Origin of the sequence: Curtobacterium sp. MR_MD2014 (assembly GCF_000772085.1) — a bacterium.
Lineage (GTDB): Bacteria > Actinomycetota > Actinomycetes > Actinomycetales > Microbacteriaceae > Curtobacterium.
This window is the reverse complement of the sequence record NZ_CP009755.1, coordinates 664,800-689,145: the sequence shown is the minus strand read 5'-3', so window position 1 is coordinate 689,145 and position 24,346 is coordinate 664,800. Positions and strand designations below refer to the sequence as shown.

Sequence of the window (24,346 nt, the reverse complement as noted above, 5' to 3'; positions counted from 1 at the left end):
CCGCGGGCCGGTGTCACCCGGCGCGTGCGAGGTCGACGGAGAGCGTGTCCGTCGCGGTCTGCTGCGCGGTCGCACCGCCGGTCCCGACCGGGGTCTCGGTGAGGACGAGCGTGACGACGGCACGCAGCCGGGCGGCACGCTCGGGCGCGGCACCGAGCACGAACGTGCCCGACCACGACTGCGGCGTCACCACGGCGTACCCCTGGCTGTCCGACTGCTCGGCGGGAGACGCAGCGGCGGTCACGTCCGCCCCGGACCCGTCCCGGTAGAAGACGGCGACGGCGGCACGGACGAGCCGGACCTCCGAGTCGCTCCCGCCGCCGCGGGTGGTCACCGACATCGAGAGGGGCTTGTCCGCCCCCGGCGTCCACTCGTCCATCGGCAGCGTGGACCAGTACCGGACGTCGACCGACAGGTCACCGGCGGTCAGCGTCCGACTGACCGCGCCTGCCGCGAGGTCCCCGCCGACCGCGACCGACTCCGTTGGAGCCGGCGTCGCCGAGCCGGACGACCGCTGCGGGGTCGACCTCGCGGATGCCGATGCCGATGCCGATGCCGATGCCGATGCCGCGGTCTCCCACGGCGGGGTACCGCACCCGCTCAGGAGGAGCCCCGTGACGACGACCAGTGCTGTGCCGGCCGCTCCCCTGCCCGCCGCGGCCTTGCCGTTCCCTGCCATGACGCCCCCGTCCAGAGCGGATCTTGAGGTTCCGCTGCGTCATGGTAGCGCTGGACCAGAGGGACCGGAACGAGACTCGGAGCAACCGCAGCACCGACCGAACGACCAGGAGCAGGACCGTGTCGACCATTCCCCACACCACCGGCACCACGCAGCCGATCGCGTCCACCACCGACCGCTCGCGCTGGACCCGTCGCCATGATCCCGAGCTCGCGGCCTCGGTCCTCGAGGACCTCGACGCACTGCCCGAGTACCGCCCGACCATCGGCTGCGTGATCCCGGCCTACAACGAGGAGGAGAGCATCGGCGACGTCCTCCGTTCCCTCCTCCAGCAGACCCGACTCCCCGACGTCGTGCACGTCGTCATCAACAACACCACGGACGCGACCTTCGACGTGGCCGCCGAGTACGCCGGTCCCCACCGCGTGGAGCGCGACGGCGTGGAGCAGTGCACCGAGGTGTACGTGCACGACATCGGTGAGAACCCCGACAAGAAGGTCGGAGCGCTCAACTACGGCTTCAGCCTCATCGAGGGCTGCGACTACATGCTCGGCGTCGACGGCGACACCACCGCCCACCCGGACGCCGTGGAGTGGCTCGCCCAGGAGATCGTCTCCGACGCGCGCATCGGCGGGATCTCGGCGATCTACTCCATCGACGACCGCCCCTTCCACGGGCCGGTGCAGCGGTTCCTCATCGCGGGTCAGCGCGCCCAGTTCGCCGCCTTCAACATGCAGAACATGCTGAAGGGCCGCAACATGGCGGTGCTCGGCGGGCAGTTCTCGATCTTCTCGATGCGAGCCCTGCACGAGGTCATGGAAGCGAACCACCAGGGCTCGCCGTGGGTGAAGGACAGTGAGGTCGAGGACTCCCTCCTCTCGCTGCAGGTGAAGAGCGCCGGGTACCTGACGAAGATCAGCGCGCGAGCCCGCGCCGACGTGGGCGGGATGCACACGCTGCGCGGCCTCGACGCCCAGCAGGTCAAGTGGAACTTCGGTGCGATCGAACTCATGTGGCCGGGGCAGCGCGGCGACACGAAGGGACAGCCGTTCCACCCGAACCTGCGACTGCGCTGGATCGAGCACGCGTCGATGGCGATGAACTTCCTGACGCGGGTGCTCTTCGTCCTGCTGCTCGTGGCGTCGCTCTCGATCCACGCGTTCGTCTTCAGCCCGGTCTGGCTCGTCCCCCCGGTCGTCGCGGCGGCACTGAACCTGCGCGTCGTCGCATCGATGAAGCAGCGCACCTGGCGGGACGTCCTGTTCGCCGCGCTCGTCGCTCCGGCCGAGATCTACATGTGGATCCGCCTCGGGCACTTCCTGCGCGCGTGGACCCGGTTCGCCAGCAAGAAGCAGACCGACAACTGGGCGGAACAGGCGAAGGCCGAGCGGGGCTCCGGCAACGCGCACCTCGCGCCGGTCGCGATCGTCCTGCTGGCGATGACCGCTGCCGTCTACGGCTGGCTGCAGCTGGACGTCGTCGCCCAGTCGACCGTCCTCTGGTTCGGCTGGCCCGTACTCGCCGTGATCACCGCGCTGCAGACGCTCGGGATGGTCGGTAAGCTCCTGCGCCGTCAGTTCGGCTACAAGGTCTGACGGATGCCGTACCGAGGGTCAGTCCGCAACGAACCCGGGGTCGCCGGGTCCGGTGAGGCGGTAGCCGACGCCACGGACCGTCACGACGAACCGTGGCGCGTTCGGGTCGTCGGCGAGCTTGCGCCGGAGGTTCGCCATGTGCACCTCGACGTTCCGTCGGTCGGCGTCGCCGATGTAGTGGGTCGTGACGTAGGCGTCGTTGCGGACGGCCAGCGCCAGGTCCGCCTTCGACCGCACCCGCCGACGGGACTCGACCAGCGTCGCGAGCAGGTCGAACTCGGTCTTGGTCAGCTCGACCGGAGCGCCGTCCACCTGGACGAGTCGCGCCTCCTGGTCGATCGCGAGTCCGTTGTGCCGCGTCCACGACGCACCGTCGGACGTGGTCTCGGCCTCCGTCGCGGCGTCGTCCCGCACGACGGCAGCGCCCTCCCGCGCGACGGCGGCGCCCTCCGACGCGGCTGCACCCCCGGACGACGGCGCGGCTGCACCCCCGGACGACGGCGCGGCTGCACCGCCGGACGACGGCGCGGCCGCACCGCCGGACGACCGAGGAGCGTCGGCGGGCGCGGCACCGGGGTCCGGGACCACCGACAGCACGGCCGACGCGGACGCAGTCGGGACGGGGACGTCCCCGGGCGCCATCGGACCTGTCCCCTCGGCGTCGGCTCCCGCAGACTCGATGGTCCGTGGCCGACGGAGCATCGCTCCGAGACGAGCCCGGAGCTCGCGCGGGCGGAACGGCTTCACCAGGTAGTCGTCCGCACCGGCCTCGAGACCCTGGAGGACGTCGATCTCGTCGCCCATCGCGGAGATCATGACGATGTACGTGCCGCTCGACCCCCGGATCCGCCGTGCGACCTCGAACCCGTCGATGCCGGGCAGGGACACGTCGAGCGTCGTCACGAGCGGCTCGTGGGCCAGGACGGCCCGGACTCCGTCCTCACCGTTCCCGGTGCTGATCGTCGAGAAGCCCGCCTGCCCGAGCACCTGTTCGAGCAGGTACCGGATGTCGAGGTCGTCCTCGATCACCACGGCCACCCGCCGGTCCTGCGTGGAATCGTCCACGATGCTGTCCCCCTCCCCCGCCACGGTGGTCGACCGTGACGGGCACGCTGATCATCCTCGACGCGCGGCCCGGTCGCCAGCGGTACGGGTGGCTCGTCTCTCCGCAGTATTGCAGCACCGCGCTCCACGTGGGCACCTGGGGTTCCGCGCTCGAGCACTTCCGAACACGGCCGGACGTGCTGCTCATCGGTGCGCTCACCGATCGCGATCGCGCCGCCGTCGGATCGGTCGTCCGGGTGAGCAGGACGCTCGGTGTCCGCGTCGTCTGCGACGCGTCGACTGCGGGTGTCTCCGTGCTCCGGGCGGCCGTCGCCGCGGGCGCGACCGGGTGGGACGGCGCCCGGGCCACCGCGTCGGCCGTGTTCGGCAGACCGCACGCTCGGTGAGCCGTTCCCTGCACCCCGGCCCGTGCACAGCAGGCCCGGGGCTACCGTCGGAACGGTGACGGACGAACGACGCCGCGAGGTCGGCGACAACGACGCCCCGGTCGAGGACGAGATCGAGGAGTCCTTCGACGCGGTGGTCGACGAGGGGGCCGAGCGCCTGCAGCGGACCCTGCGGGTGGTGCTCGCGACCGGGTTCGCCGGCGGCCTGGAGATCGGGCTCGGCGTGATGGGGTACCTGGCCGTCCTGCACGAGACCGACAGCCACCTGCTCGCGGGCCTCGCCTTCAGCATCGGGCTCGTCGCGCTGTACCTGGCGCACAGCGAGCTCTTCACCGAGAACTTCCTCGTGCCGATCGTGGCGCTCGTCGCCCGGGAGGGCACGGTGTGGCAGCTCGTCCGGCTCTGGGCGGGGACGCTGGTCAGCAACCTCGCCGGCGGCTGGGTCGTGATGTGGCTCGTCGTCCAGGCGTTCCCGCAGTGGCACACGGTGCTCGAGGAGTCCGCCCGGCACTACGTCGACGCCCCCTTCGGACTGCAGACCGCGGTGCTCGCCGTGCTCGGTGGGAGCACGATCACCCTCGTGACCCGCATGCAGCAGGGCACCGACTCCGACCCGGCGAAGCTCGTCGCGGCGGTCGCCGGTGGCTTCCTGCTGGCCGGTCTGCAGCTCTTCCACTCGATCCTGGACTCGCTGCTGGTCTTCGGCGCCATCCAGGCGGGGGCGTCGATCACGTACGGCCAGTGGGCCGCCTGGTTCGGCTACGTGCTCGTGTTCAACGTGCTCGGCGGTGTCGTGCTGGTGACGTCGCTGCGCCTCATCCGGTCGGCGGACCTGCTGCGCGGTCGACGGCGCGACGCGCCGGACGCACCGGACCGTGCGACGGGCGAGCAGGAGCGGGGCACCGCGCGCTGACCGGACCGGGTGCCGGACGGGAGGCCCGTGGCGGCGTCGCCACGGGCCTCCCGTCCGGCACGGCGTCGGGTCAGCCGACCGGGGTCACCTCGTCCGCGTCGGCGGATGCCGTCACGGTGACCGCGTGCGGCCCGGGGTCCACCAGCAGGCGACGGCGTGCGTCGGTCGCCGACCCGGCGAGCAGCGCCGTCATCGAGCCGGTGCCGGCACCCGACGAGACCTCGACCGACGACTCGTCGAACCACAGGGTGAGCGCGACGCGGTCGCCCTCCGGTCGCACCGTCGATGCCACGTGCCGTCCGAACGACGCCGGGAGCCCCGGCACGGCGGGACGGTCGAGCCGGAGCGAGGCGTCGGCGGCGTCGTAGCGCAGGCCGAGCCGACGTCGGCCGTCGGCGTCGTCGAGCTCCAACCGGACCACACCGTCGGGTCCGCGCAGCGTGATCACGACCTCGACGCGGACGAGTCCCGGGAGCTCGTGGGTGCTCGCCGCGTCGTCGTCGTGACGGAGCACCGTGTCCACGGCACCGGTCGGGCCGACGATCCGCTGCACCAGCTCGAGGCGTCCGTCCCGCTCGGTCAGGCCGAGGGCCCGAGCAGCGGTCATCGCGCCGCGCCACGGCGTGGTCGGCAGGTCCTTCGCGTAATCCCAGTTGTCCATCCACGCGACGAGCGTCCGGTCTCGGAGGCCCGTACCGGAGAAGGTCACGCCGGCGTACGAGTCGGGACCGTGGTCGAGCCAGCGGTACGTCGCGAGCTCCTCGGTGGACTGCTGCCGCCAGGACCCGTCCGGCGACCGGGTCTCGGCGGGGAGCGGCTCGTCCGGGACGAACCGCTCCCCGTCGAACTGCCCGAGCACGACGTGCGTGCCGGATCCGCCCGCGACCCCGCCGGGGTTGAGGCTGACCAGCAGCACCCAGACCACGCGGTCGGGGTCGCCGTCGACGGTCAGGGGGAAGAGGTCCGGGCACTCCCAGACGCCACCGACCGGACCGGCGGGACCGTAGGTCGACACGAGGGTCCAGGTGCGCAGGTCGGTCGACCGGTGCACGAGCACCTGGCGGTCCTGGGCCTCGACGGCGACCATGATCCAGCAGGGGCCGTCCGTTCCCTCGTACCGGAACACCTTCGGGTCGCGGAAGTCGGCGGAGCCGCGGCGCAGCACCGGGTTCCCCGGGTACTTCCGCCACCGGTACCCGCCGTCGGTGCTGGAGGCGAGGGCCTGCGACTGCTCGGTCTCGGCGGCCTGCGTCCAGATCGCGACCAGCGGCGGCTGCTCGGCCGATCCGAGCCCGCTCGTGTTCTCCGCGTCGAACACCACGGAGCCCGAGAAGACCTGCCCGTCCGCGTCGGCCTCGAGCGCCACCTCGTGCTCGGTCCACGTGAGCAGGTCGGTGCTCGACGCGTGCCCCCAGCCGACCGTGCCGTGGTCGATCCCGTCCGGGTTGTGCTGGAAGTAGAGGTGGTACCGGCCGCCGTGGACGACCAGGCCGTTCGGGTCGTTCATCCAGTTGCGGGCGGGCGTGAAGTGCCGCCGCGGGCGCCGGATCGTGGCGCCGTCCGCCGCTGGCTCGGTCCGGCTGCGCTCCGTCTCCGGCGCGTCGGACTGCGTCGCCGTCTCCGTGCTCACTTGACCGACCCCGCGGTGAGGCCACGGACGAAGAAGCGCTGGAGCGACAGGAACACCACGAGGGGCACGATCAGCACGATGAACGAGCCGGCCGCGACCAGGTTCCAGCCCGACCCGTACTGTCCGAGCAGCCCGAGCAGGCCCTGCTGCAGCACGGGGTTCGTGTTGCCGATGAAGATGTACGCGACGAGGTAGTCGTTCCAGACCCAGAGGAACTGGAAGATCGCGAACGACGCCAGCGCCGGCACCGACATCGGGACCGCGAGCCGCCAGAAGATCTGGAAGTGCGACGCGCCGTCGACGCGGGCGGCCTCGATGAGCGCGACCGGGAGCGTCGACATGTAGTTCCGCAGGATGTAGATGCAGAGCGGGAGCGCGAACGCCGAGTGCACGATCCACGCCGCCGGGAATGTGCCGGTGATCTGCAGCCCGGTCGCCTGCGTGATCGTCTTGTACAGCTGCAGGACCGGGATCAGCGAGATCTGCACGGGCACCACGAGCAGCCCGACGATGACCGCGAAGTAGAACTCCTTGAACCGGAACTGCAGGAACGTGAACGCGTAGGCCGCGAACGCGGAGATCATGAGCGGCAGGATCGTGGCCGGGACCGCGACGGCGACGCTGTTGAGGAACTCGGCCGCCAGGCTCTGCCCGGTCCCCGAGGTCGCCCCCGTCAGCGCGTTCGAGTAGTTGTCGAGGGTCCACTCCGTACCGAACAGGTTCCCGAAGGCGGTCCACCACCCGGTGCTCTGGGCGGCGGTCGTCGTGCGGAAGCTCGTGACGAGCAGGCCGATCGCCGGCACCATCCAGAGCACGGCGATGACGCCCATGACGATGCTCAGCAGGACGCGGGGACGCTGCTCGGCGCTGGTCTTCGTGACCCGTTCGCGCTTCGTCGCGACGATCTCCGGGGCTCCGGCCACCGGGACGATCTCGGTCATCGGAGGGCCTCCTGTTCGCGGTAGGTCCGCACCTGGTACACGATGACGGGCACCACGGCGAGGATGAGGATGACGACCACGGCGGACGCCTTCCCGGGGTTGTTGAACGCGAAGAACTGCGAGTAGAACTCGACGCCGAGCACGTTCGTGTCGAACTGCCCGTTGGTCATCGCGAAGACGATGTCGAAGATCTTCATCACCGTGATGAGGACCGTGATGCCGACGGCGATGATGGTCGTGCGGATCTGGGGAGCGATCACACGGAAGAACGCCTGCCGCTCGCTGGCACCGTCGATGCGTGCCGCCTCGATCGTCTCCTCGGGCACGGCCTTGATCGCCGCGGAGAGCAGGACCATCGCGTAGCCGGCGTTCAGCCAGATCACGACCGCCATGAGCAGGAAGCTGTTCATGCGCAGGAAGTCGTTCTGCAGCCACGGGATCGGGTTCTGGTGCGTGATCGCGGTCCAGATGCCGTTGAGCAGTCCGACCTGGGGCTGTCCCGGTGCGTTGTACGCGTACACGAACGACCACATCGACGCGGCCGCGATGAAGCTCACCGACATCGGCAGGAAGATCAGGGACTTGAACGTCTTCTCGCGCTTCGGCCCGAGGCGGTCCGCCAGGGTCGCCACGAGCAGGCCGATCACGACCACCACCGCCGGGACGACGATGATCCAGAGCAGGTTGTTGAACAGGGTCGACAGGAACGACGGCGTCGAGAAGAGCGAGACGTAGTTGTCGAGGCCGCCGAAGGACGTCAGCCCGTACTGGTCCGTCTTCTGCAGGCTCTGGATGACCGTCTGCACCGTCGGGACGACCAGGAAGACGAGCAGGAGGAGCAGGACCGGCCCGATGAAGACGTAGGGCAGCAGTCGACCGTGCCACTTGCCGTGCGTCTTCGAGACCAGGAAGTTCAGCCCGAGGTAGATCAGGAACGAGACGGCCAGTCCGCCGATGACGGAGACGAGGACGCTGAGGACTTGCTGCACGAGGGGTCACCTCACTTCGTTGTCGGGGTGTGTCGTCGCGGCGTGCAGGCGCCGACGGCCGTGGCGGCGCCGGTCGGCACCGCCACGGCGCAGGTGGAGGGTGTTACTGCGACGGCCAGGAGTCGTCGATGGCCTTGAGCGTCTGGTCGAGTGACTGCTGACCCGCGGTCCAGGCCGTCAGGTTCGTCCACTCGGTACCGGCACCGACGGCTCCGGGCATCTGGTCGGAGGCGTCGAAGCCGAACACCTTCGAGTCCTTCACGGCCTGCTGCGCGACCTTCTGGAACGGGCTGGTGTACTCGGACGCCGGGAAGTCGTTGTGCGGCGAGAGCGCGGCCGACCAGTTCTTGGCGTAGCCGTTCGTGCCGAACTCCTTGCCGACCAGGTAGTCGACGACCTTCTTCGTGTCGTCGTCCGTCTTGAACGCGGCGACCAGGTCACCACCGCCGAGCGTGCCGGAGGTCGCGGCACCCTCGGGCGTCGGGAGCGGGAAGGCGTTCACGTTCGTCGTGTCGCCCTTCGCGATCTGCTCCTGGATCGCGGCCGGGAAGTTGCCGGTGATGAAGGTGCCCTGGCGCATCATGTAGCACTGCCCCGCCGACTTGCCGCCGTCGACGAACAGGTTGTTGCCCGCCGCGCCGAAGTCGGTGGACGCCATGGCCTTGCCGCCGCCGTTGACCGCGCCGTCGGCGAAGATCATCGACTCGACCTTGCCCGCGGCCTGCTTGACCAGGGGCGAGTCGAACTTCACCTCGTGGGTGATCCAGTCGTCGTACTTCTCGAGGCCGCCGTAGCGGAGCACGTACTCCTCGAGCCAGTCCGTCATCGGCCAGCCGTTCGAGCCCTGCGACGCGATGCCGACGCACCACGGGTAGCCGGAGCCGTCCTTGATGATCTTCTCCTGCAGCGCGGTGAGCTCGGCGTCGGTCTTCGGGACCTCGTACCCCTTGGCCTCGAACGCGGCCGGGTCGTACCAGACGAGCGACTTCACGTTGATGTTGTAGGGCAGGCCGTACGTCTTGCCGTTGACCTTCGCGATGTCGGCGAGGCCGTTCGCCTCGTCCGCGGTGACGCTCTTGACGTCCACGAGGTCGTCGAGCGGCTGGATGCCCTGGCTGATGAGGGACTTGAGCACGCCGGGCTGGGGGAAGATCGCGACGTCGGGGGCCTGGCCGCCCTTCACCTGCGTGACGATCGACGTCTGGAAGCTGTCGCTGCCCGAGTACTTGACCGTGATGCCCTGGCCCTCGGCCCACGTGTCCAGGTCCTTCTGGAACGCCGTGGCCTGCGCACCGGTGAAGCCACCGGAGATCGTGACCGTGCCGTCGGACGATGCGGATCCTCCGGCGCTGCAGCCGGTCAGCGTCAAGCCGGTCCCGACCGCGAGCGCGGCGGCGACGGCGATGCCCTTACGAAGCCTCATTACTTCGACCTTTCACTCGCACAAACCCAAATCGTTTTGTGTTGAGGAAGAGCATCACACAGGGGCCGACCGCTCGCCACGGGCGCGGGTCACGAACGAGTAACGGTTACCGGTCCGATCGAGTCGCGGACGACGAGCTCTCCGCGGAGCCGCTCGACCCCGGCACGCGGCGTCGGCGGTGCGGTCAGCGCTCCCGTCTGCTCGAGCGCACGGCGGACCGCCGCACGACCCATCTGCTCGTGCGGGAGCGCGACGGTCGTCAGGCCCGGACGCAGGGCGGCGGCCACGAGCTGCAGGTCGTCGATGCCGACGACCGACAGGTCACGGCCGATCCGCATGCCCCGCTCCTCCGCGACCTGGTAGACCCCCATCGCCATCTGGTCGTTGAAGGCGAACACCGCGGTCGGGCGCTCGGCGGCGCGGTCGCCGGCTGCCTCCGGTACCGGTCCGAACAGCTCCGTCGCCGCCCGGAAGCCCGCTGCGGCATCCGCGACCTCGCCGACCGCGCGGACCACCACGGGGGTGCCGCCGGCCTCCACCAGGGTCCGCTCGTACCCCTCGACCCGGCCGGTCACGGCGGGACCGGCGCCCTCGACCGTCAGGTGCGCGATGCGCCGGTGCCCCGCCGCGAGCAACGCGCGGACCGCCGTCGCGGCGATGTCCTGCTCGTCGGGCACCACCGACGGCACCGGAGCAGCGGGGTCGAACGCGTCGAGCAGCACCGTCCGGGCCGGGTCGAGCGACCGCGGCAGCCGGATGACCCGGTTCGACGCCGAGGCGAACACCACCGCGTCGACCTGCCGCTGGATCAGGGCGTCGATGCGCGGGTCGTCGAACTCCCCGGCTGCGATGTCGACGATCATCAGGACGTGGTCGTGCGCGGCCGCCTCGGCCTGCGCCCCGACGATGATCTTGCCCGCGTACGGGGTCGACGCGATCTCCTCGGACACGAACCCCAGGACCGCCCGTCGGTCGGTCCGCATGGCACGGGCGATCGGGTTCGGCGCGTACCCGAGCCGTTCGACCGCTTCCTCGACCCGGAGGCGCGTCCGGGCACTCACGGTGCCCTTGCCGCTCAGCGCGTGCGACACCGTCGTGATCGACACCCCGGCCTCGGCCGCCACGTCGCGGATGCTCGTCGCTCGCGCCACGTGGTCTCCTGCTCTCTGCCCGTCCGGCCCGACGGCCCTTCCGGGAACCACCCGCGGACCGCACGTGCTGAGCCTAGTCACGCACTCGGCGGACGCGGGCACGGCGAGGGACTAGCGCGGAGCGGGCGCTCCCACGGCGAGCGCCGACGCCAGGGTCGCGATCAGCCCGAGCCGGGCGAAGTACGGTCGGGCGCCCACGGGGAGCACCGCGATCAGGGCGAACGCGTTCGCTGCGGTGTCCGCGAGCCGGTCCTGCTCGGACGCCGACAGCGGCACCCCGGCCACGACGAGGGTCGCCCACCCGACGATCTCCGCGCTCGGCAGCTCCGGGTCGCAGGCACTGGCACGGTCCACGCCGTCGGGCAGTGGCGTGACGCGGTGTGCCTGCAGGACCGCCTCGAGCTCTTCTCGCATCGCTCCACCGTAGAGAGCGGCACGACGTCGGTCACAGGGAACCGGGGGACGTCACCGCCCGGTCACCGGGTCGGCTCTCGGCTCGCGCGGGTTGAGTGGACCCGTGCAGCCCTCATCGGAACCGACGCAGACCCCGGGTGACGGCGCGCTGCTGTCGCTCGTCTACGCCAGCCGCGCGGTCGTCGGCTTCGGACTCGACGACCTCGACGACCTGCTGGCGCACGCCCGCAGCGCGAACGCCCGCGCCGGCGTGACCGGCCTGCTGCTGTTCCGCGACCACCGGTTCCTGCAGCTGCTCGAGGGGCCCGCCACGGCGGTCCGCGAGAAGATGGCGTACATCGCCGAGGACCCGCGCCACGACCAGGTCACCGTGCTGCTCGAGGAACAGGTGCCCGCACGGCAGTTTCCGGACTGGTCGATGGGCTACGCGGCCGAGACCACCCTGCAGCGCGCCGCGGTGCCCGGTCACCGCACCACCTTCGACGACCTCGACTTCCTGCCGGACGACCACGGCGGGGCACCGGACCTCGCCGCGGTGCGGGAGCTCCTGCAGTGGTTCCGGCAGGACCGGACCGGAGCAGGTGCGGACGCGGGCACGGCCCGCGCACGCTGACCCCGCTGCCGGGGCGACCGGACCACGGACGGGAGGCGCGGTGCCGGCCCGCACCGTGCCTCCCGTCCGGCACCGCGCACGGCCGCAGCGTGCCGCGCCGGCACGCGTCGTGCCTCCCGTCCGGTACGCCGCACGTCGCACGCCCGCAGCGCGCCGATCAGCGCAACCAGCGGTACTCGTACTCCGGCCGTCCCTGCCCGCGGTGGCGGACGTCCTTGGCGACCTGCCCGGCAGCGGCCAGGTGCTCGAGGTACCGCCGGACGGTGACCCGCGACAGCCCGGTCGCCTCGGCGACCTCGGATGCCGAACCACCGTCGGACCGCTGCAGCAGTGCGTCGCGCACCACCTCGAGCGTCTCCGGGGCGATGCCCTTCTCGTGGTCGGCGGGCGCGACCGGACGGAGCGTCCCGAGCCGCTGGTCGATGTCGGCCTGCGTGAGGGCACGACGGTCCTCGAACCCGCGCCGGAACTCGCGGTACGACGTCATCCGGTCGGCGAACGACCGGAAGCTGAAGGGCTTGACGAGGTACTGCACGACCCCGAGGGCGATCGCGTTCCGCACCGCCTGGACGTCGTGTGCCGCGGTCACCGCGACGACGTCGACGGCGGAACCGGCGGCTCGCAGCGTGCGGACGAGCTGCAGGCCGTGGGCGTCCGGCAGGTTCAGGTCGAGCAGCACGAGGTCCGGTCGCTCCGCAGCGACCGCGGCGAGCATCGCCCGACCGCTCCCCACGGTGCCGACCACGGCGAAGCCCTCGAGGCGCGACACGTAGGCCGTGTGCGCCTCGGCGGTCAGCGGCTCGTCCTCGACGATGAGGACCCGGATGGGCGCGGTCACGAGGGCACCCGCCCGGTGGTGATCTCGACGGTGAACGTGCTGCCGTCCGGTCCCGTGGTCACGGCGACGTCACCGCCGATGCGGGCCAGGGTGGCGCGGACGAGGTCGAGGCCGATGCCGCGTCCCTCGGGACCGGACTGCTTCGTCGACCACCCGCGCTCGTAGACGGCGTCGACGTCGGCGATGCCCGGTCCGTCGTCGCGGACGACGAGCCGGACGGTCCCGCCGGCTGCGGCGACGACGACCTCGACGCGGCCGCGGTCCGGGCCCTGCGGGGAACCGGCGACGGCGTCGACGGCGTTGTCCACGAGGTTGCCGAGCACGGTGACCACGTCGGCGGGTGCGGCCGGGACGGGGCCGAGCAGTCCGCTCGTGTCGGCGACCAGGTCGACGCCGCGCTCGCCCGCCTGTGCCCGCTTGGCGGCGAGGAGGGCGTCGAGCACCTCGGGCTCGGTGTGCGCCGGGTCGGCGCACGGGTCGCTCTCGCCGGACGCGTCGGTCCCGCTGCGCCGGTCGGTCTCGCCGTGCCGCTCGACCTCGCTGTGCCGGTCGATCTCGTGTGCGGCGAACCGGATCGCCTCGTCGACCCGACCGAGCTCCAGCAGCGCGACGACGGTGTGCAGGCGGTTGGCGAACTCGTGCGTCTGCGAGCGCAGCGCATCGGTGAGCGTCCTGGTGGCGGCGAGCTCGCCGGACAGGTGCAGCAGGTCGGTCTGGTCGCGGATGGTCGCGACGGTGCCGACCGGCCGGGTCGCCCCCCGCGGGAACGCCATCTCCTGGTTGACCACGAGCACCCGGTCGCTCGTGGCGTACGTCTCGTCCACGGCACGGTCACCCGATGCGAGCAGGGTCCGGAGGGCATCCGGCACGTCGAGCGCCGCCAGCGGCACCGGATCCTGGCGTTCGGCCGGCGCCGGCAGGTGCAGCAGCTCCGCCGCACGGTCGTTGTGCAGGACGACCGCCCCCGACCGGTCGACGACCACGAGCCCCTCGTGCACCGAGTGGAGCACGCCCTCGTAGGACGCGAAGACCCGCGCGAGCTCCTCCGGGCCCCGTCCCGCGGTGACCCGACCGAGGTACCGGCTGAGCAACCACGAGAACAACGCGGACACCGCGACCACCGCCAGGCCGAGCAGGACGACCGACGTGAGTCGCGGCACGAGGGCACTCGAGATGTTCGCCACGGTGACCCCGGCGGCGACCAGCCCGACGATCCGGCCGTCGTCGTCGGTGATCGGCGTGACGGCCCGCACCGAGGGGCCGAGCGTCCCGGTGGAGGTCTCGGTGAAGGTCCGGCCGTCGAGCGCCGGCTGGACCGTACCGCGGAACGGCCGGCCGAGCTCCGACCGGTCGGGGTGCGTCCACCGGGTCCGGTCGGGCGCCATGATCGTGATGAAGTCCGTGTGGGTGCGGCGCATCAGGTCGAGCGCGTACGGCTCGAGGCGCTCGGACGGGTCCGCGGTGGTCGCCTGCTGGACCACGAACGGGTTCCGGGCGATCGACACCGCGACGGCGGTGGACTTCTCGGCCGCGTCCGCCTCGAGGTCGGCTCGCGCCGAGGTCCAGCTCCAGACGCCACCGACCGCCACCCCGACCACGACGAACAGCAGCTGCAGCGCGAAGAGTCGCGCGGCGATGCTCCACCGACGGGGTACCACTGAGCTGCCTCCTCGCTCCGTTGCGGGACGACCCATCCTCGCGCACGGGGGCCCGTCCGCGCAGCCTCCCCGTGAACGTTGTGAACACAAGTCGCCGCCGTGGGGCGCTCCGCGCGAGGGTGTGTCCGTTCCCCCGAGGACGAACCGACCGGAGCGACGCCGCTCCCGGTCCTGACGACAAGGAAGTCGCATGGCATCGACGCACTCGACCACCGCCCGCCCACGGCGACGCGGTCTGGATCGCTCGCACTGGCTCTACATCGCGGTCATCGTGGCCGTGCTCGCCGGCATCGTGGTCGGCCTGACGGCCCCCGACTTCGCCGTCGGACTCAAGCCGATCGGCGACGGCTTCATCGCGCTGATCAAGATGATGATCGCGCCGGTCATCTTCTGCACGATCGTGCTCGGCGTCGGCTCCATCGCGAAGGCGGCGACGGTCGGCAAGGTCGGCGGGTTGGCGCTCGGCTACTTCGTCGCGATGTCGACGTTCGCCCTGGCGATCGGCCTCGTCGTCGGCAACCTCATCCACCCCGGCGACCAGCTCGACATGTCGAAGGCGACGTACGAGCTGCCCGCCGGCACCGAGGAGAGCGCGTCCTCGACGTCCGGGTTCCTGCTCGGGATCATCCCCGCGACGCTCGTGTCGTCCCTGACGAGCGGCAGCATCCTGCAGACCCTGTTCGTCGCGCTGCTCGTCGGCTTCGCGCTGCAGGCGATGGGCGAGAAGGGTGCGCCGATCCTCACCGGCATCCGCCACCTGCAGGCCCTGGTGTTCCGCATCCTCGCGATGGTCATGTGGGCCGCCCCGATCGGCGCCTTCGGGGCCATCGCAGCGGTGGTCGGTGCCACCGGCGTCGCGGCGCTCGTCGCGCTCGGGACCCTCATGGTCGCGTTCTACATCACCTGCATCGTGTTCGTCGTCGGCGTCCTCGGTGTCCTGCTCCGCGTCGTGACCGGCGTCAACATCTTCCGGCTCATGAAGTACCTCGGCCGCGAGTACCTGCTCATCGTGTCGACGTCCTCCAGCGAGGTCAGCCTCCCGCGGCTCATCGCGAAGATGGAGCACCTCGGCGTCTCGAAGCCCGTCGTCGGCGTCACGGTGCCGACCGGGTACTCGTTCAACCTCGACGGCACCGCGATCTACCTGACGATGTCCTCGCTGTTCATCGCGAACGCCCTCGGCACGCCGCTGAACATCCCCGAGCAGATCTCGCTCCTGGTCTTCATGATCATCGCGTCGAAGGGTGCTGCCGGGGTGACCGGTGCCGGACTCGCCACCCTCGCCGGCGGCCTGCAGGCGCACCGCCCGGACCTGGTCGACGGCGTCGGCCTGATCGTCGGCATCGACCGGTTCATGTCCGAGGCCCGCGCGCTGACGAACTTCACCGGGAACGCCGTGGCCACGGTGCTGGTCGGGACGTGGACGAAGCAGATCGACAAGCAGCAGGTCGAGCGGGTGCTGTCCGGTGCGGCGCCGTTCGACGAGCGGACGATGTCCGCCGACGACCACGGCGCGTCGGCTCGCGCAGACGGTCCCGGCTCGGCTCCCGCCACCGACGAGCGGATCTCGACCGAGGCCGTCCGCACCATCGTCGAGCCCGAGGGCTCGACCGCCACCCGCCGGTAGTCCCTCGTCACGAGGAGATCGACGATGATCACGAACCCCAACCACACGAGTCCCGCACCGCACACCGTGCCCGGCTCGCCCCGCGTCGCCCTGGAGGCGTGGGTCGCCCGGATCGCGTCCCTCACCTGCCCGGACCAGGTCGTCTGGTGCGACGGGTCAGCCGACGAGACCGCCCGCCTGACGCAGCAGCTCGTCGACGAGGGCAAGCTGATCGCCCTCGACCCGGGACGCCGACCGAACAGCTACCTCGCCCGGTCGGACCCGGACGACGTCGCCCGGGTCGAGGGGCGCACGTTCACCTGCTCCCGCACACCCGAGGACGCCGGTCCGACGAACCACTGGCGGGAACCGACCGCGATGCGCGCCGAGCTCGACGAGCGGTTCGCCGGGAGCATGCGCGGCCGCACGATGTACGTCGTGCCGTTCTCGATGGGACCGGTGGGCGGCCCGATCTCGCAGCTCGGCGTCGAGGTCACCGACTCGGCCTACGTCGTCCTCAGCATGGGCAGGACGACCCGGCTCGGGGCGGACGTGCTCCGCGCGATCGACGCCGGCGTGCCGTGGGTCGCGACCGTGCACAGCGTCGGGCACCCGCTCCGCGACGACCAGGGCGTCCCGCAGCCGGACGTGTCCTGGCCCTGCAACGCGACGAAGTACATCGTGCAGTTCCCGGAGACCCGCGAGGTCTGGTCGTACGGCTCCGGGTACGGCGGCAACGCCCTGCTCGCCAAGAAGTGCTTCGCGCTCCGGATCGCCTCGGTGATGGGTCGTGACGAGGGGTGGCTCGCCGAGCACATGCTGCTCGTCCGGCTCACCTCGCCCGAGGGCCGGGCCGTCCACGTCGCCGCCGCGTTCCCCTCGGCCTGCGGCAAGACCAACCTCGCGATGCTGCAGCCGGCCCTGCCCGGGTGGTCCGTCGAGACCATCGGCGACGACATCGCCTGGCTCCGCCCGGGTGCCGACGGACGACTGCACGCGATCAACCCGGAGGCCGGGCTGTTCGGCGTCGCACCGGGGACCGGCCCCGACACGAACCCCGTCGCGGTCGAGACGATCGCCGCGGACACGATCTTCACGAACGTCGCGCTGACCGACGACGGCGACGTCTGGTGGGAGGGCCTCACCCCCGAACCGCCCGCGCACCTGGTCGACTGGACCGGCGCCGCCTGGACACCGGCGAGCGGCACTCCGGCCGCGCACCCGAACGCCCGGTTCACGGTGGCGCTCGACCGGGTCCCGACGCTCGCCGACGGGTGGGAGCGCAGCGTCCCCGTCGACGCCGTCGTGTTCGGCGGTCGTCGGTCGACGAACGTCCCGCTCGTGGCGCAGGCGTCGTCCTGGGCCGAGGGCGTGTTCATGGGTGCGACGGTGTCGTCCGAGCGGACCGCCGCAGCCGAGGGCACCGTCGGGGAGCTCCGCCGCGACCCCTTCGCGATGCTGCCGTTCTGCGGCTACGACATGGCCGACCACTGGGTGCACTGGCTCCGGATCGGCGAGCGCCTCGGCGCCGGGGCACCGGCGGTGTTCCAGGTCAACTGGTTCCGGCGTGGCGAGGACGGCGCCTTCCTGTGGCCGGGCTTCCGCGAGAACGCCCGCGTGCTCGAGTGGATCGCGCGCCGCGTCGAGGGCACCGTGCCGGCGGTCGAGAGCCCGGTCGGCCTCCTCCCCGACCTGGACGACCTGGATGTGCACGGGCTCGACGTCACCGCCGCACAGCTCGAGGCCCTCTTCGCCGTCGACCCCGGGCCGTGGCTCGAGGAGTGCGACCTGACCGAGGAGTTCCTCGCCGGGTTCGGCGACCGCACGCCCCCGGTGTTCACCGCGATCCTCGACGAGCGTCGCGCCGCCCTGCACGCCACGGCCGACGTCCGGCAGGTCGCCTGATGCCGTCCGGCGCCCCGACCACGACCGGGGTGTCCACCGCCGCCGAGCGTGCGCGCCTGCAGCGGGTGTGGGACGAGAAGCTCGCTGCCGCCGAGGCGATGGTGCCGCTCATCGGACGGCTGTACCGGCGGGACGACGTCGTGCCGTCCGTCCACGGCCGTCCCCTGGTGGGGCAGTCCCCGATCGGGATCGTCAAGGCGCACCGGTCGAGCCGCCGGGTCGACGAGACCGAACTGCCGGTCGCGACGAGCCTGGCGATCCTGACCGAACTCGACACGATGGCGCTGTCGTCGGTGTCGGTGGACCTCGGCGACCTCGCGTCCCGCCACCGACGTGACCGCCTCGGCAGCACCCTGCGCGAGTTCCTCACCGACGAGTTCTTCCTGCACCGGGGCACGGCGGACGGACCGCACCGCGACGCCCCACGCGACGTCGTGCTGTACGGGTTCGGGCGGATCGGTCGGATGCTCGCCCGGATCCTGCTCGAACGCGCCGGGGAGCACGCCCCGCTCGCCCTGCGTGCCGTCGTCGTCCGCCGTCGCGGGCCCGGCGACCTGGTCAAGCGGGCGAGCCTGCTCCGCCGGGACTCGATCCACGGCCCCTTCGCCGGCACGGTGACCGTCGACACCGAGCACGACACCATCACCGCGAACGGCACCCTCGTGCAGTTCGTCTCGGCCGACTCCCCCGACGCCGTCGACTACCGCGCGCACGGCATCGAGGACGCGATCGTCGTCGACACCACCGGTCGCTGGCGCGACGCCGAGGGGCTCGGGCAGCACCTCCTCGCCCCCGGAGCGGCCCGCGTGCTGCTCACCGCGCCGGGGAAGGGCGACGTACCGAACGTGGTGCACGGCATCAACCACGACGGCATCGGCGACGACCCGGTCGTGAGTGCCGCCTCGTGCACGACGAACGCGATCGTCCCGGTGCTCAAGGTCGTGTCCGACGCCTGGGGCATCGTCCACGGGCACGTCGAGACCGTGCACTCCGCCACGAACGACCAGAACCTGGTCGACAACTACCACCCCGCCGACCGGCGAGGGCGGGCGGCGGGCCTGAACATGGTGATCACCGCGACCGGCGCAGCGAAGGCCGCCGAGAAGGCACTGCCCGAACTCCGCGGCCGGCTCACCGGCAGCGCCGTCCGCGTCCCCACGCCGAACGTCTCGCTCGCGGTCATCCACCTGACGCTCGGTCACCCGGTCGGACGCGACGAGCTGAACGGGGTGCTCCGGGACGCCTCGCTCACCTCGCCGCTCCGGCGGCAGATCGACTACGTCGAGTCGCCGGAGGTCGTCTCGACGGACCTGCTCGGCAGTCGGCGGGCGGGCATCGTGGACGGGCTCGCGACGATCGCGGACGGGTCCGAGCACGCGGTGCTGTACGTCTGGTACGACAACGAGTCCGGCTACAGCCGACAGGTGCACCGGGTCCTGCAGGAGATGGCCGGCGGCCGGCGGGCGGCGTCGCCCGCCGGTCACGCACTCCGTCCGGTCCGTGCGGCAGCGCACCTGTCGTCCTGACGGGGCGGACGGGAGGCGCGGACCACCGGACGCCGACCGGCGACGGTGATCCGCGCCTCCAGTCCGTCGTCGCGGTGCCGGTCCGTCAGCCGGCCTGCGGACGACCGGCACGATCGCCGTGCCACGTCGACCGCTCGGGACGCGACGTCGGTGCCGTCTCCCTCGACGTCGGTGCCGTCACCTGCACCGGCTAGGTGAAGAAGATGACGGTACCGACCCCGATCCAGGCGAGGCCGATGGCGGCCAGGGCGGCGAGGCTGGTGAGACTGGTCGCGATGACCGCCGACACCTGTTCGCGCCAGACGCGGAGCGAGCTCGCTGCGATGCAGAGGGCGAGGACGGCGACGGGCAGGGACGCGATCAGCGCGACGGCCTGGACGGCCGAGGTCCGACGATCGGCTGCTGTGGGCGGGAGCATGCCGTCGTCGTGGTCGAACTGGGACGGCGGGGTCTGGCGAGCGGGATCGAAGACGCCGGTCGCCACGAGCACGATGCCCCACAGGACGATCAGTGCGATCGCGAGGAGGGCCCGGACGTTGACCTGCCGCGACCGGTCCCGCCCCCGAAGCCCCATGCGCCGACCCTAGCGCGCTGGGCGCCGGACCTCCGCGAGCACGGCCCGCCCGGTGGCGGTCGGACGTCACGACAGCCGACAGGAGCGGTACCTCGTCCTCGAGAGCGACCGCATCGGCACAGGCCGCGCGCGGAACGGCGAGGACCGGCCGAGGGGATGAGCTGCAGCCGGTGGCTCCGGGGACGCTGGTCCGGTCGGTCTCGAGGCTGGGCTGTCAGTGCGGGCGGCGCACTTCGAAGTGCCTTTTGTAGGGCGCTGACGAACGGGTGATGATCTCGTCACGCACTACCAGTGAGGTGAACGAGATGAACGACACGACGTCGCCCGACTCCACGAGGCCGATCACGGTCGAGGTGTGGGCAGACCTGGGCTGTCCCTGGTGTTACATCGGCAAGCACCGACTCGAGGACGCGATCGCGCGGCGACCCGATCGTGACCGGTTCGAGCTCCGCCTGCGCTCCTTCGAACTGAACCCTGGCGCCCCGCACACTCCAGAGACGATCGAGAGCGCGTTCATCCGTTCGCACCGCGGCGACGCTGCAGTCGTCCTCCGTGCCGAACGGCAGATCCAGGCGGTCGCGCAGAGCGAGGGGCTCGCCTTCTCGCTCGACCGGTTGAACGCGAACACGTTCGACTTCCACCGCGTCGTCCACCACGCCGACGAGCAGGGGCTCGGGCTGGCGTTCTCCACCCTCGTTCAGGACCGGTTCTTCGCCGGCGAGCTGAACCCGTTCGACGTGGACGCCCTCGCGGCAACCGCTGCCGAGGTGGGACTCTCAGCCGACCGTGTCCGCGACGTCCTCGCCGGGGACACGTACGGCGACGCCGTCCGAGCCGACGTCGCCGAGGGCCGCGCGCTCGGTGCGCAGGGTGTCCCCTTCGTCGTCTTCGACCGCCGGTTCGCCGCATCCGGCGCGCAGTCCGTCGACGGGTACGCGCAGGCCCTCGACGCCGCCGCCGAAGCACCCGCAGGTGTCGCATGACCGGGACCGCGAGCACCTCCTCGGAGCAGACGCCGCTGCCGATCCCGACGCTTCGGCCGATCGGTGATGCCGGGGCGGCGTCCTGCGACCCCGACTCCGACGGCGCCTGCGCCCTCCCGGCCCGGACACACGAGAGCAGCTGAGGAAGAGGAAGCATCATGGAACGCAGGTACCTCGGAGCGACCGGCATCTCGGTCTCCGCGACAGCCCTCGGCACGATGAACTTCGGGGGGTTCGGCAACACCGACCGCGCCGAGGTGAACCGGATGATCCACACCGCGATCGATGCCGGCATCAACCTCATCGACACCGCCGACCGGTACGGCAACGGCGACTCCGAACGGATCGTCGGCGACGCGATCCGCGACCGCCGCGACGAGGTCGTCCTGGCGACGAAGTTCGGCCTGCCCGACGTCCGGGACCCGAACCAGCGCGGCGCGTCCCCACGCTGGATCCGCACGGCCGTCGAAGCGAGCCTGCAGCGACTCGGCACCGACCACATCGACCTGTACCAGCTGCACCGGTACGACTGGAACACCGATCTCGACGAGACCCTCGGGGCACTGTCCGACCTGAAACGGGAGGGGCTGATCCGCGCGTTCGGGCACTCGATGTTCCCGGCGGAGAAGATCGTCGAAGCACAGTGGGTCGCCGACCGACGCGCCCACGCACGCTTCACCACCGAACAAGCCCGCTACTCGATCCTGAACCGCCGCGTCGAAGCATCCGTCCTCCCCACCGCACGCCGGTACGACATGGGGGTGCTGACCTTCAGCCCACTCGCGAACGGGTGGCTCAGCGGCCGCGACCTCGCCGAGAACAGCCGCGCCCGACTCAGCCCCGGCATGTTCGACCGCACCGCTCCCGGCAACGCCGAGCGCTGGCACGTCGTCGAAGGCCTCCAGGACATCGCGTCGCAGGCTGGGCTGAGCCTGCCGCACCTCGCGACCGCGTTCGTCCGCAGCCACCCCGCGGTCACCGCCGTCATCGTCGGTCCGCGCACGCCGGAACAGCTCGACGACCTCATCGCCGCAGCCGAGCACACCCTCACGCACGACGTCCTCGACGCGATCGACGCCGTGGCAGACCCCGGCACGGAGACCCTCCCCGCCGACCACCTCACCGAGACTCCGGCGCTGACCGACCCGGCACAGCGCCGCCGCTGACCAGCACCACGACAGGAAGAAGCCTCATGCCCACCATCGCCATCATCGGAGCCGGTTCCGGCCTCGGACTCGCCATCGCCCGCACGTTCGGCGCCCAGGGATACGCCGTTGCCCTGATCTCCCGCACCCAGCACAAGCTCGACACGCTCACCGAGACGCTCGCAGCCGACGGCATCACCGCTGCCGGCTTCGCCGCGGACGTCCTCGACCGTCCCTCGCTCACCGCAGCCCTCGAGGCGGCGACGGACCGTTTCGGCAGCATCGACGTCCTCGAGTACTCCCCGGCCGACGCGACTTCGGGCGCCACCGCGCCCGTCGACGTCCGGCAGGCCACTCCGGAGAACGTGCAACCGCAGGTCGAGTACTACCTCTACGGCGCCATGGCCGCGACCGCGACCGTCCTGCCCGCCATGCTCGAAGCCGGCGCCGGGACGATCATCGTCACCACCGGTGCGGGATCCGTCTACCCGGTGCCGATGTTCGGCAACGTCACCGCCGGCGGCGCAGCACTTCGCAACTGGGCGCTGAACCTCGGTTCCGCGCTCGAAGCCGACGAGAGCGGCGTGCACGTCGCGCACGTCGCGATCGGCGTCTGGATCACCGACCAGGCACCGGAGGGCGTCGCGAGCCTGACGGCCGACGAGATCGCACCGCGGTACTGGGACCTCGTCACGACGAAGCGCGACCACGAGGTCGTCATCCAGGGCTGAGGGACGAGCCGCGGAGGACCTGACCCGAGCGCGTCCTCCGCAGCCGCTCCGGGAGCGGCGAGAAGAAACCATCGTGTTGGTGTTCGCGGCTTCCTCGGGGACCTCCTGGATGACGTCCCAGTGCTCGACGATCGGGCCGCCGTCCGATCGCCAGAAGTCGGCCACCGCCATACCGCGGGCGCCAGGTGCCAGGTGCCAGGTGCCGGTTGCTGTGGGTGACGACGAGGTCGCCTCGGCGATGGTCCGCTTGACGTCGAGGTGCAGTTCGGGGAACTGTCCGCGGAGCCAGTGCACGTACCCGACGAACGCGTCCGGGCCGTCGCCAGCCTGCGGGTTGTGCTGCGTGTAGGTCTCGCCGAGGGCTCGCGCGGCCGCGGCTTCCGGTTCGGATAAGAACAAAGCCCCCCTTGAAGCGTGCGAAAGGGATCAGCACAAGATCCGACCGGGCGCTGGCCTGTCGTCTGCGCTACAGGTGAGGAGGAGCCCGGCCCGATCAGGCGGCGGGGATCACCACGGTCGAGAGAATCGGCGCAATCACACCGTCAGGGCACGACAAGGCGCATGCCGGTCCCATCCGGAGCCACGTCCATGAAGCCGCGTTGCTCGTACAGATGTCGCCCCGGCGGGTCCGCAGTCAGGGTCACGTAGGCGCCGGCCGGCGCGTGACCAGGAGCTGTCGCCGACGACCCGGCCCACACCGGCAACGACGCCGGCCGGATCGACGACGTGCCGGAATGTCCAAGAGCCCGTCAATGCACCGGCGCCCTGCTCCTCGGACTTGGGCATCAAGCCGCTCTCACGTCGCAGCCGCAGGTAGTCAGCGAGCGGTGGTGGGCCCTCGAGAAGTCGGTGTCCGGAGCGCAGGGGCACCTGACGGGTCTGTCAGGAGAACGATCGGATCCGGGTACCTTCCGGTGCGCGGATCTCTCAGAAGCGCACCCGGTCATGCGCCTCTGCCGCGTAGTGTCGGCCGGGATAGCGCAGACCGCCGAAGTACATGTTCGTGTGCGCCACGATCTGCTCTCCGCTGATGTGCGCACCGTCATGCTCTGCATCCGTCGTCGTGTGGGCGTCGGACACCAGCGTGACGTCGAACCCTCGTGCCGCCGCCGCCTGGGTCGTCGTGCGGATGCAGTAGTCGCTCTGAGCTCCCGCGACCACGAGACGCTTCACGCGCAGAGATTCAAGGACTCCGTCCAGGTCGGTATCCGCGAACGAGTCGCGGTACTCCTTCCGAACTAGCGGCTCATCGGCTCGACGATGGAGCGGAGCCGCCAGCTCCCACTCCGCGGACCCCTCGGCGAAATTGCCGTGGTCCTGAACCCATACCACCGGCACGCCGGTGGATCGGGCTCGTTCGACGAGCTGGGCAGTTCGCTCGAGAACACCTGCTGCGTCGAAGCAGTCCTGGACGACACCGTGCTGGAGGTCGATGACAAGGAGGGCACTCGTGGTGGACACGACGCAATCATTGCAACAGCCAACCCCTTTGGCTCTCCGCAGCGCGCCATCGACCTGCGTGACCCGGTCCCCAAGGAACTCCGGTGGTCCACGACGCAGCCACGACGTGGAGCGGCGCGA

General features: G+C 71.2%; 22 protein-coding genes. 10 read left to right on the top strand and 12 right to left on the bottom strand.

The genetic code is table 11. The annotated features are described in order from the left end of the window. Positions 1 to 13 precede the first annotated feature (13 nt). Complete coding sequence (locus tag NI26_RS16765; RefSeq protein ID WP_066652340.1) at positions 14 to 679, bottom strand: hypothetical protein; 666 nt, start codon at positions 677 to 679, stop codon at positions 14 to 16. A gap of 119 nt (positions 680 to 798) precedes the next feature. On the opposite strand from NI26_RS16765, the gene NI26_RS03300 reads away from it, so the two are divergent. Further along, a complete protein-coding gene (locus NI26_RS03300; protein WP_235426481.1) occupies positions 799 to 2,274 on the top strand; it encodes a glycosyltransferase family 2 protein in 1,476 nt (491 codons plus the stop codon). An 18-nt stretch (positions 2,275 to 2,292) separates the two neighbouring features. On the opposite strand, the gene NI26_RS03295 is transcribed toward NI26_RS03300, so the two are convergent. Beyond that, positions 2,293 to 3,339: a response regulator transcription factor gene (locus NI26_RS03295; protein ID WP_066657774.1), complete on the bottom strand. Its 1,047-nt coding sequence runs from the start codon at positions 3,337 to 3,339 to the stop codon at positions 2,293 to 2,295. A gap of 35 nt (positions 3,340 to 3,374) precedes the next feature. Between NI26_RS03295 and NI26_RS03290 the strand changes: the two genes are divergently transcribed. Then, complete coding sequence (locus tag NI26_RS03290; RefSeq protein ID WP_066652339.1) at positions 3,375 to 3,725, top strand: hypothetical protein; 351 nt, start codon at positions 3,375 to 3,377, stop codon at positions 3,723 to 3,725. Between the two features lie 55 nt (positions 3,726 to 3,780). After that, entirely contained in the window at positions 3,781 to 4,638 is an 858-nt protein-coding gene (locus NI26_RS03285) for a formate/nitrite transporter family protein (RefSeq protein ID WP_066652338.1), read from the top strand. A gap of 70 nt (positions 4,639 to 4,708) precedes the next feature. Here NI26_RS03285 and NI26_RS03280 read toward each other — a convergent pair whose 3' ends face one another. The 6 genes from NI26_RS03280 to NI26_RS03255 form a co-directional block, all read right to left on the bottom strand. Further along, positions 4,709 to 6,268 (bottom strand): glycoside hydrolase family 32 protein, encoded by a 1,560-nt coding sequence (locus NI26_RS03280; protein ID WP_066652336.1) that lies wholly within the window; start codon positions 6,266 to 6,268, stop codon positions 4,709 to 4,711. Then, entirely contained in the window at positions 6,265 to 7,209 is a 945-nt protein-coding gene (locus NI26_RS03275) for a carbohydrate ABC transporter permease (protein WP_081984649.1), read from the bottom strand. Before NI26_RS03275 ends, NI26_RS03280 begins: the two co-directional genes overlap by 4 nt. Beyond that, positions 7,206 to 8,198, bottom strand: coding sequence for a carbohydrate ABC transporter permease (locus NI26_RS03270; protein WP_066652333.1), 993 nt, complete (start codon positions 8,196 to 8,198; stop codon positions 7,206 to 7,208). The genes NI26_RS03275 and NI26_RS03270 overlap by 4 nt, the downstream gene beginning before the upstream one ends. Before the next feature lie 103 nt (positions 8,199 to 8,301). Continuing rightward, positions 8,302 to 9,621 (bottom strand): ABC transporter substrate-binding protein, encoded by a 1,320-nt coding sequence (locus NI26_RS03265; protein WP_066652332.1) that lies wholly within the window; start codon positions 9,619 to 9,621, stop codon positions 8,302 to 8,304. An 89-nt stretch (positions 9,622 to 9,710) separates the two neighbouring features. Beyond that, the gene (locus tag NI26_RS03260; protein ID WP_066652330.1) at positions 9,711 to 10,772 is read right to left on the bottom strand and encodes a LacI family DNA-binding transcriptional regulator; all 1,062 of its coding nucleotides are present in this window, start codon (positions 10,770 to 10,772) and stop codon (positions 9,711 to 9,713) included. 111 nt (positions 10,773 to 10,883) lie between these two features. Next, positions 10,884 to 11,186 carry a hypothetical protein gene (locus NI26_RS03255; RefSeq protein WP_066652329.1) on the bottom strand — a complete coding sequence of 101 codons (303 nt, stop codon included), beginning with the start codon at positions 11,184 to 11,186 and terminating at the stop codon, positions 10,884 to 10,886. Between the two features lie 103 nt (positions 11,187 to 11,289). Between NI26_RS03255 and NI26_RS03250 the strand changes: the two genes are divergently transcribed. Further along, complete coding sequence (locus NI26_RS03250) at positions 11,290 to 11,799, top strand: BLUF domain-containing protein (protein WP_066652328.1); 510 nt, start codon at positions 11,290 to 11,292, stop codon at positions 11,797 to 11,799. A gap of 157 nt (positions 11,800 to 11,956) precedes the next feature. Here NI26_RS03250 and NI26_RS03245 read toward each other — a convergent pair whose 3' ends face one another. Both NI26_RS03245 and NI26_RS03240 read right to left on the bottom strand, forming a co-directional pair. Next, a complete protein-coding gene (locus tag NI26_RS03245; protein ID WP_066652327.1) occupies positions 11,957 to 12,637 on the bottom strand; it encodes a response regulator in 681 nt (226 codons plus the stop codon). Then, positions 12,634 to 14,295, bottom strand: a complete 1,662-nt coding sequence (locus NI26_RS03240; protein ID WP_158407727.1) for a sensor histidine kinase — start codon at positions 14,293 to 14,295, stop codon at positions 12,634 to 12,636. The genes NI26_RS03245 and NI26_RS03240 overlap by 4 nt, the downstream gene beginning before the upstream one ends. A gap of 190 nt (positions 14,296 to 14,485) precedes the next feature. Between NI26_RS03240 and NI26_RS03235 the strand changes: the two genes are divergently transcribed. Genes NI26_RS03235 through NI26_RS03225 form a run of 3 tightly spaced genes read left to right on the top strand, consistent with a single transcriptional unit; the run spans position 14,486 to position 19,332 of the window. Continuing rightward, entirely contained in the window at positions 14,486 to 15,922 is a 1,437-nt protein-coding gene (locus NI26_RS03235) for a cation:dicarboxylate symporter family transporter (RefSeq protein ID WP_066652321.1), read from the top strand. Between the two features lie 24 nt (positions 15,923 to 15,946). Further along, positions 15,947 to 17,806: a phosphoenolpyruvate carboxykinase (GTP) gene (locus tag NI26_RS03230; RefSeq protein ID WP_066652319.1), complete on the top strand. Its 1,860-nt coding sequence runs from the start codon at positions 15,947 to 15,949 to the stop codon at positions 17,804 to 17,806. Beyond that, a complete protein-coding gene (locus NI26_RS03225) occupies positions 17,806 to 19,332 on the top strand; it encodes a glyceraldehyde-3-phosphate dehydrogenase (protein WP_066652317.1) in 1,527 nt (508 codons plus the stop codon). Before NI26_RS03230 ends, NI26_RS03225 begins: the two co-directional genes overlap by 1 nt. 190 nt (positions 19,333 to 19,522) lie before the next feature. On the opposite strand, the gene NI26_RS03220 is transcribed toward NI26_RS03225, so the two are convergent. Continuing rightward, positions 19,523 to 19,906: a hypothetical protein gene (locus NI26_RS03220; RefSeq protein ID WP_066652315.1), complete on the bottom strand. Its 384-nt coding sequence runs from the start codon at positions 19,904 to 19,906 to the stop codon at positions 19,523 to 19,525. Between the two features lie 305 nt (positions 19,907 to 20,211). Here NI26_RS03220 and NI26_RS03215 point away from each other — a divergent pair, with 305 nt between their 5' ends. From NI26_RS03215 to NI26_RS03205, 3 genes are all read left to right on the top strand, one after another. Then, on the top strand, positions 20,212 to 20,889 hold the full coding sequence (locus NI26_RS03215) for a DsbA family oxidoreductase (protein ID WP_066657769.1): 678 nt from the start codon (positions 20,212 to 20,214) through the stop codon (positions 20,887 to 20,889). A 158-nt stretch (positions 20,890 to 21,047) separates the two neighbouring features. Then, a complete protein-coding gene (locus NI26_RS03210; RefSeq protein WP_066652313.1) occupies positions 21,048 to 22,055 on the top strand; it encodes an aldo/keto reductase in 1,008 nt (335 codons plus the stop codon). A 26-nt stretch (positions 22,056 to 22,081) separates the two neighbouring features. After that, positions 22,082 to 22,765 (top strand): SDR family NAD(P)-dependent oxidoreductase, encoded by a 684-nt coding sequence (locus tag NI26_RS03205; protein ID WP_066652307.1) that lies wholly within the window; start codon positions 22,082 to 22,084, stop codon positions 22,763 to 22,765. Positions 22,766 to 23,692: 927 nt separating this feature from the next. Here NI26_RS03205 and NI26_RS03200 read toward each other — a convergent pair. After that, entirely contained in the window at positions 23,693 to 24,226 is a 534-nt protein-coding gene (locus tag NI26_RS03200; RefSeq protein ID WP_066652306.1) for a cysteine hydrolase family protein, read from the bottom strand. Positions 24,227 to 24,346 lie beyond the last annotated feature (120 nt).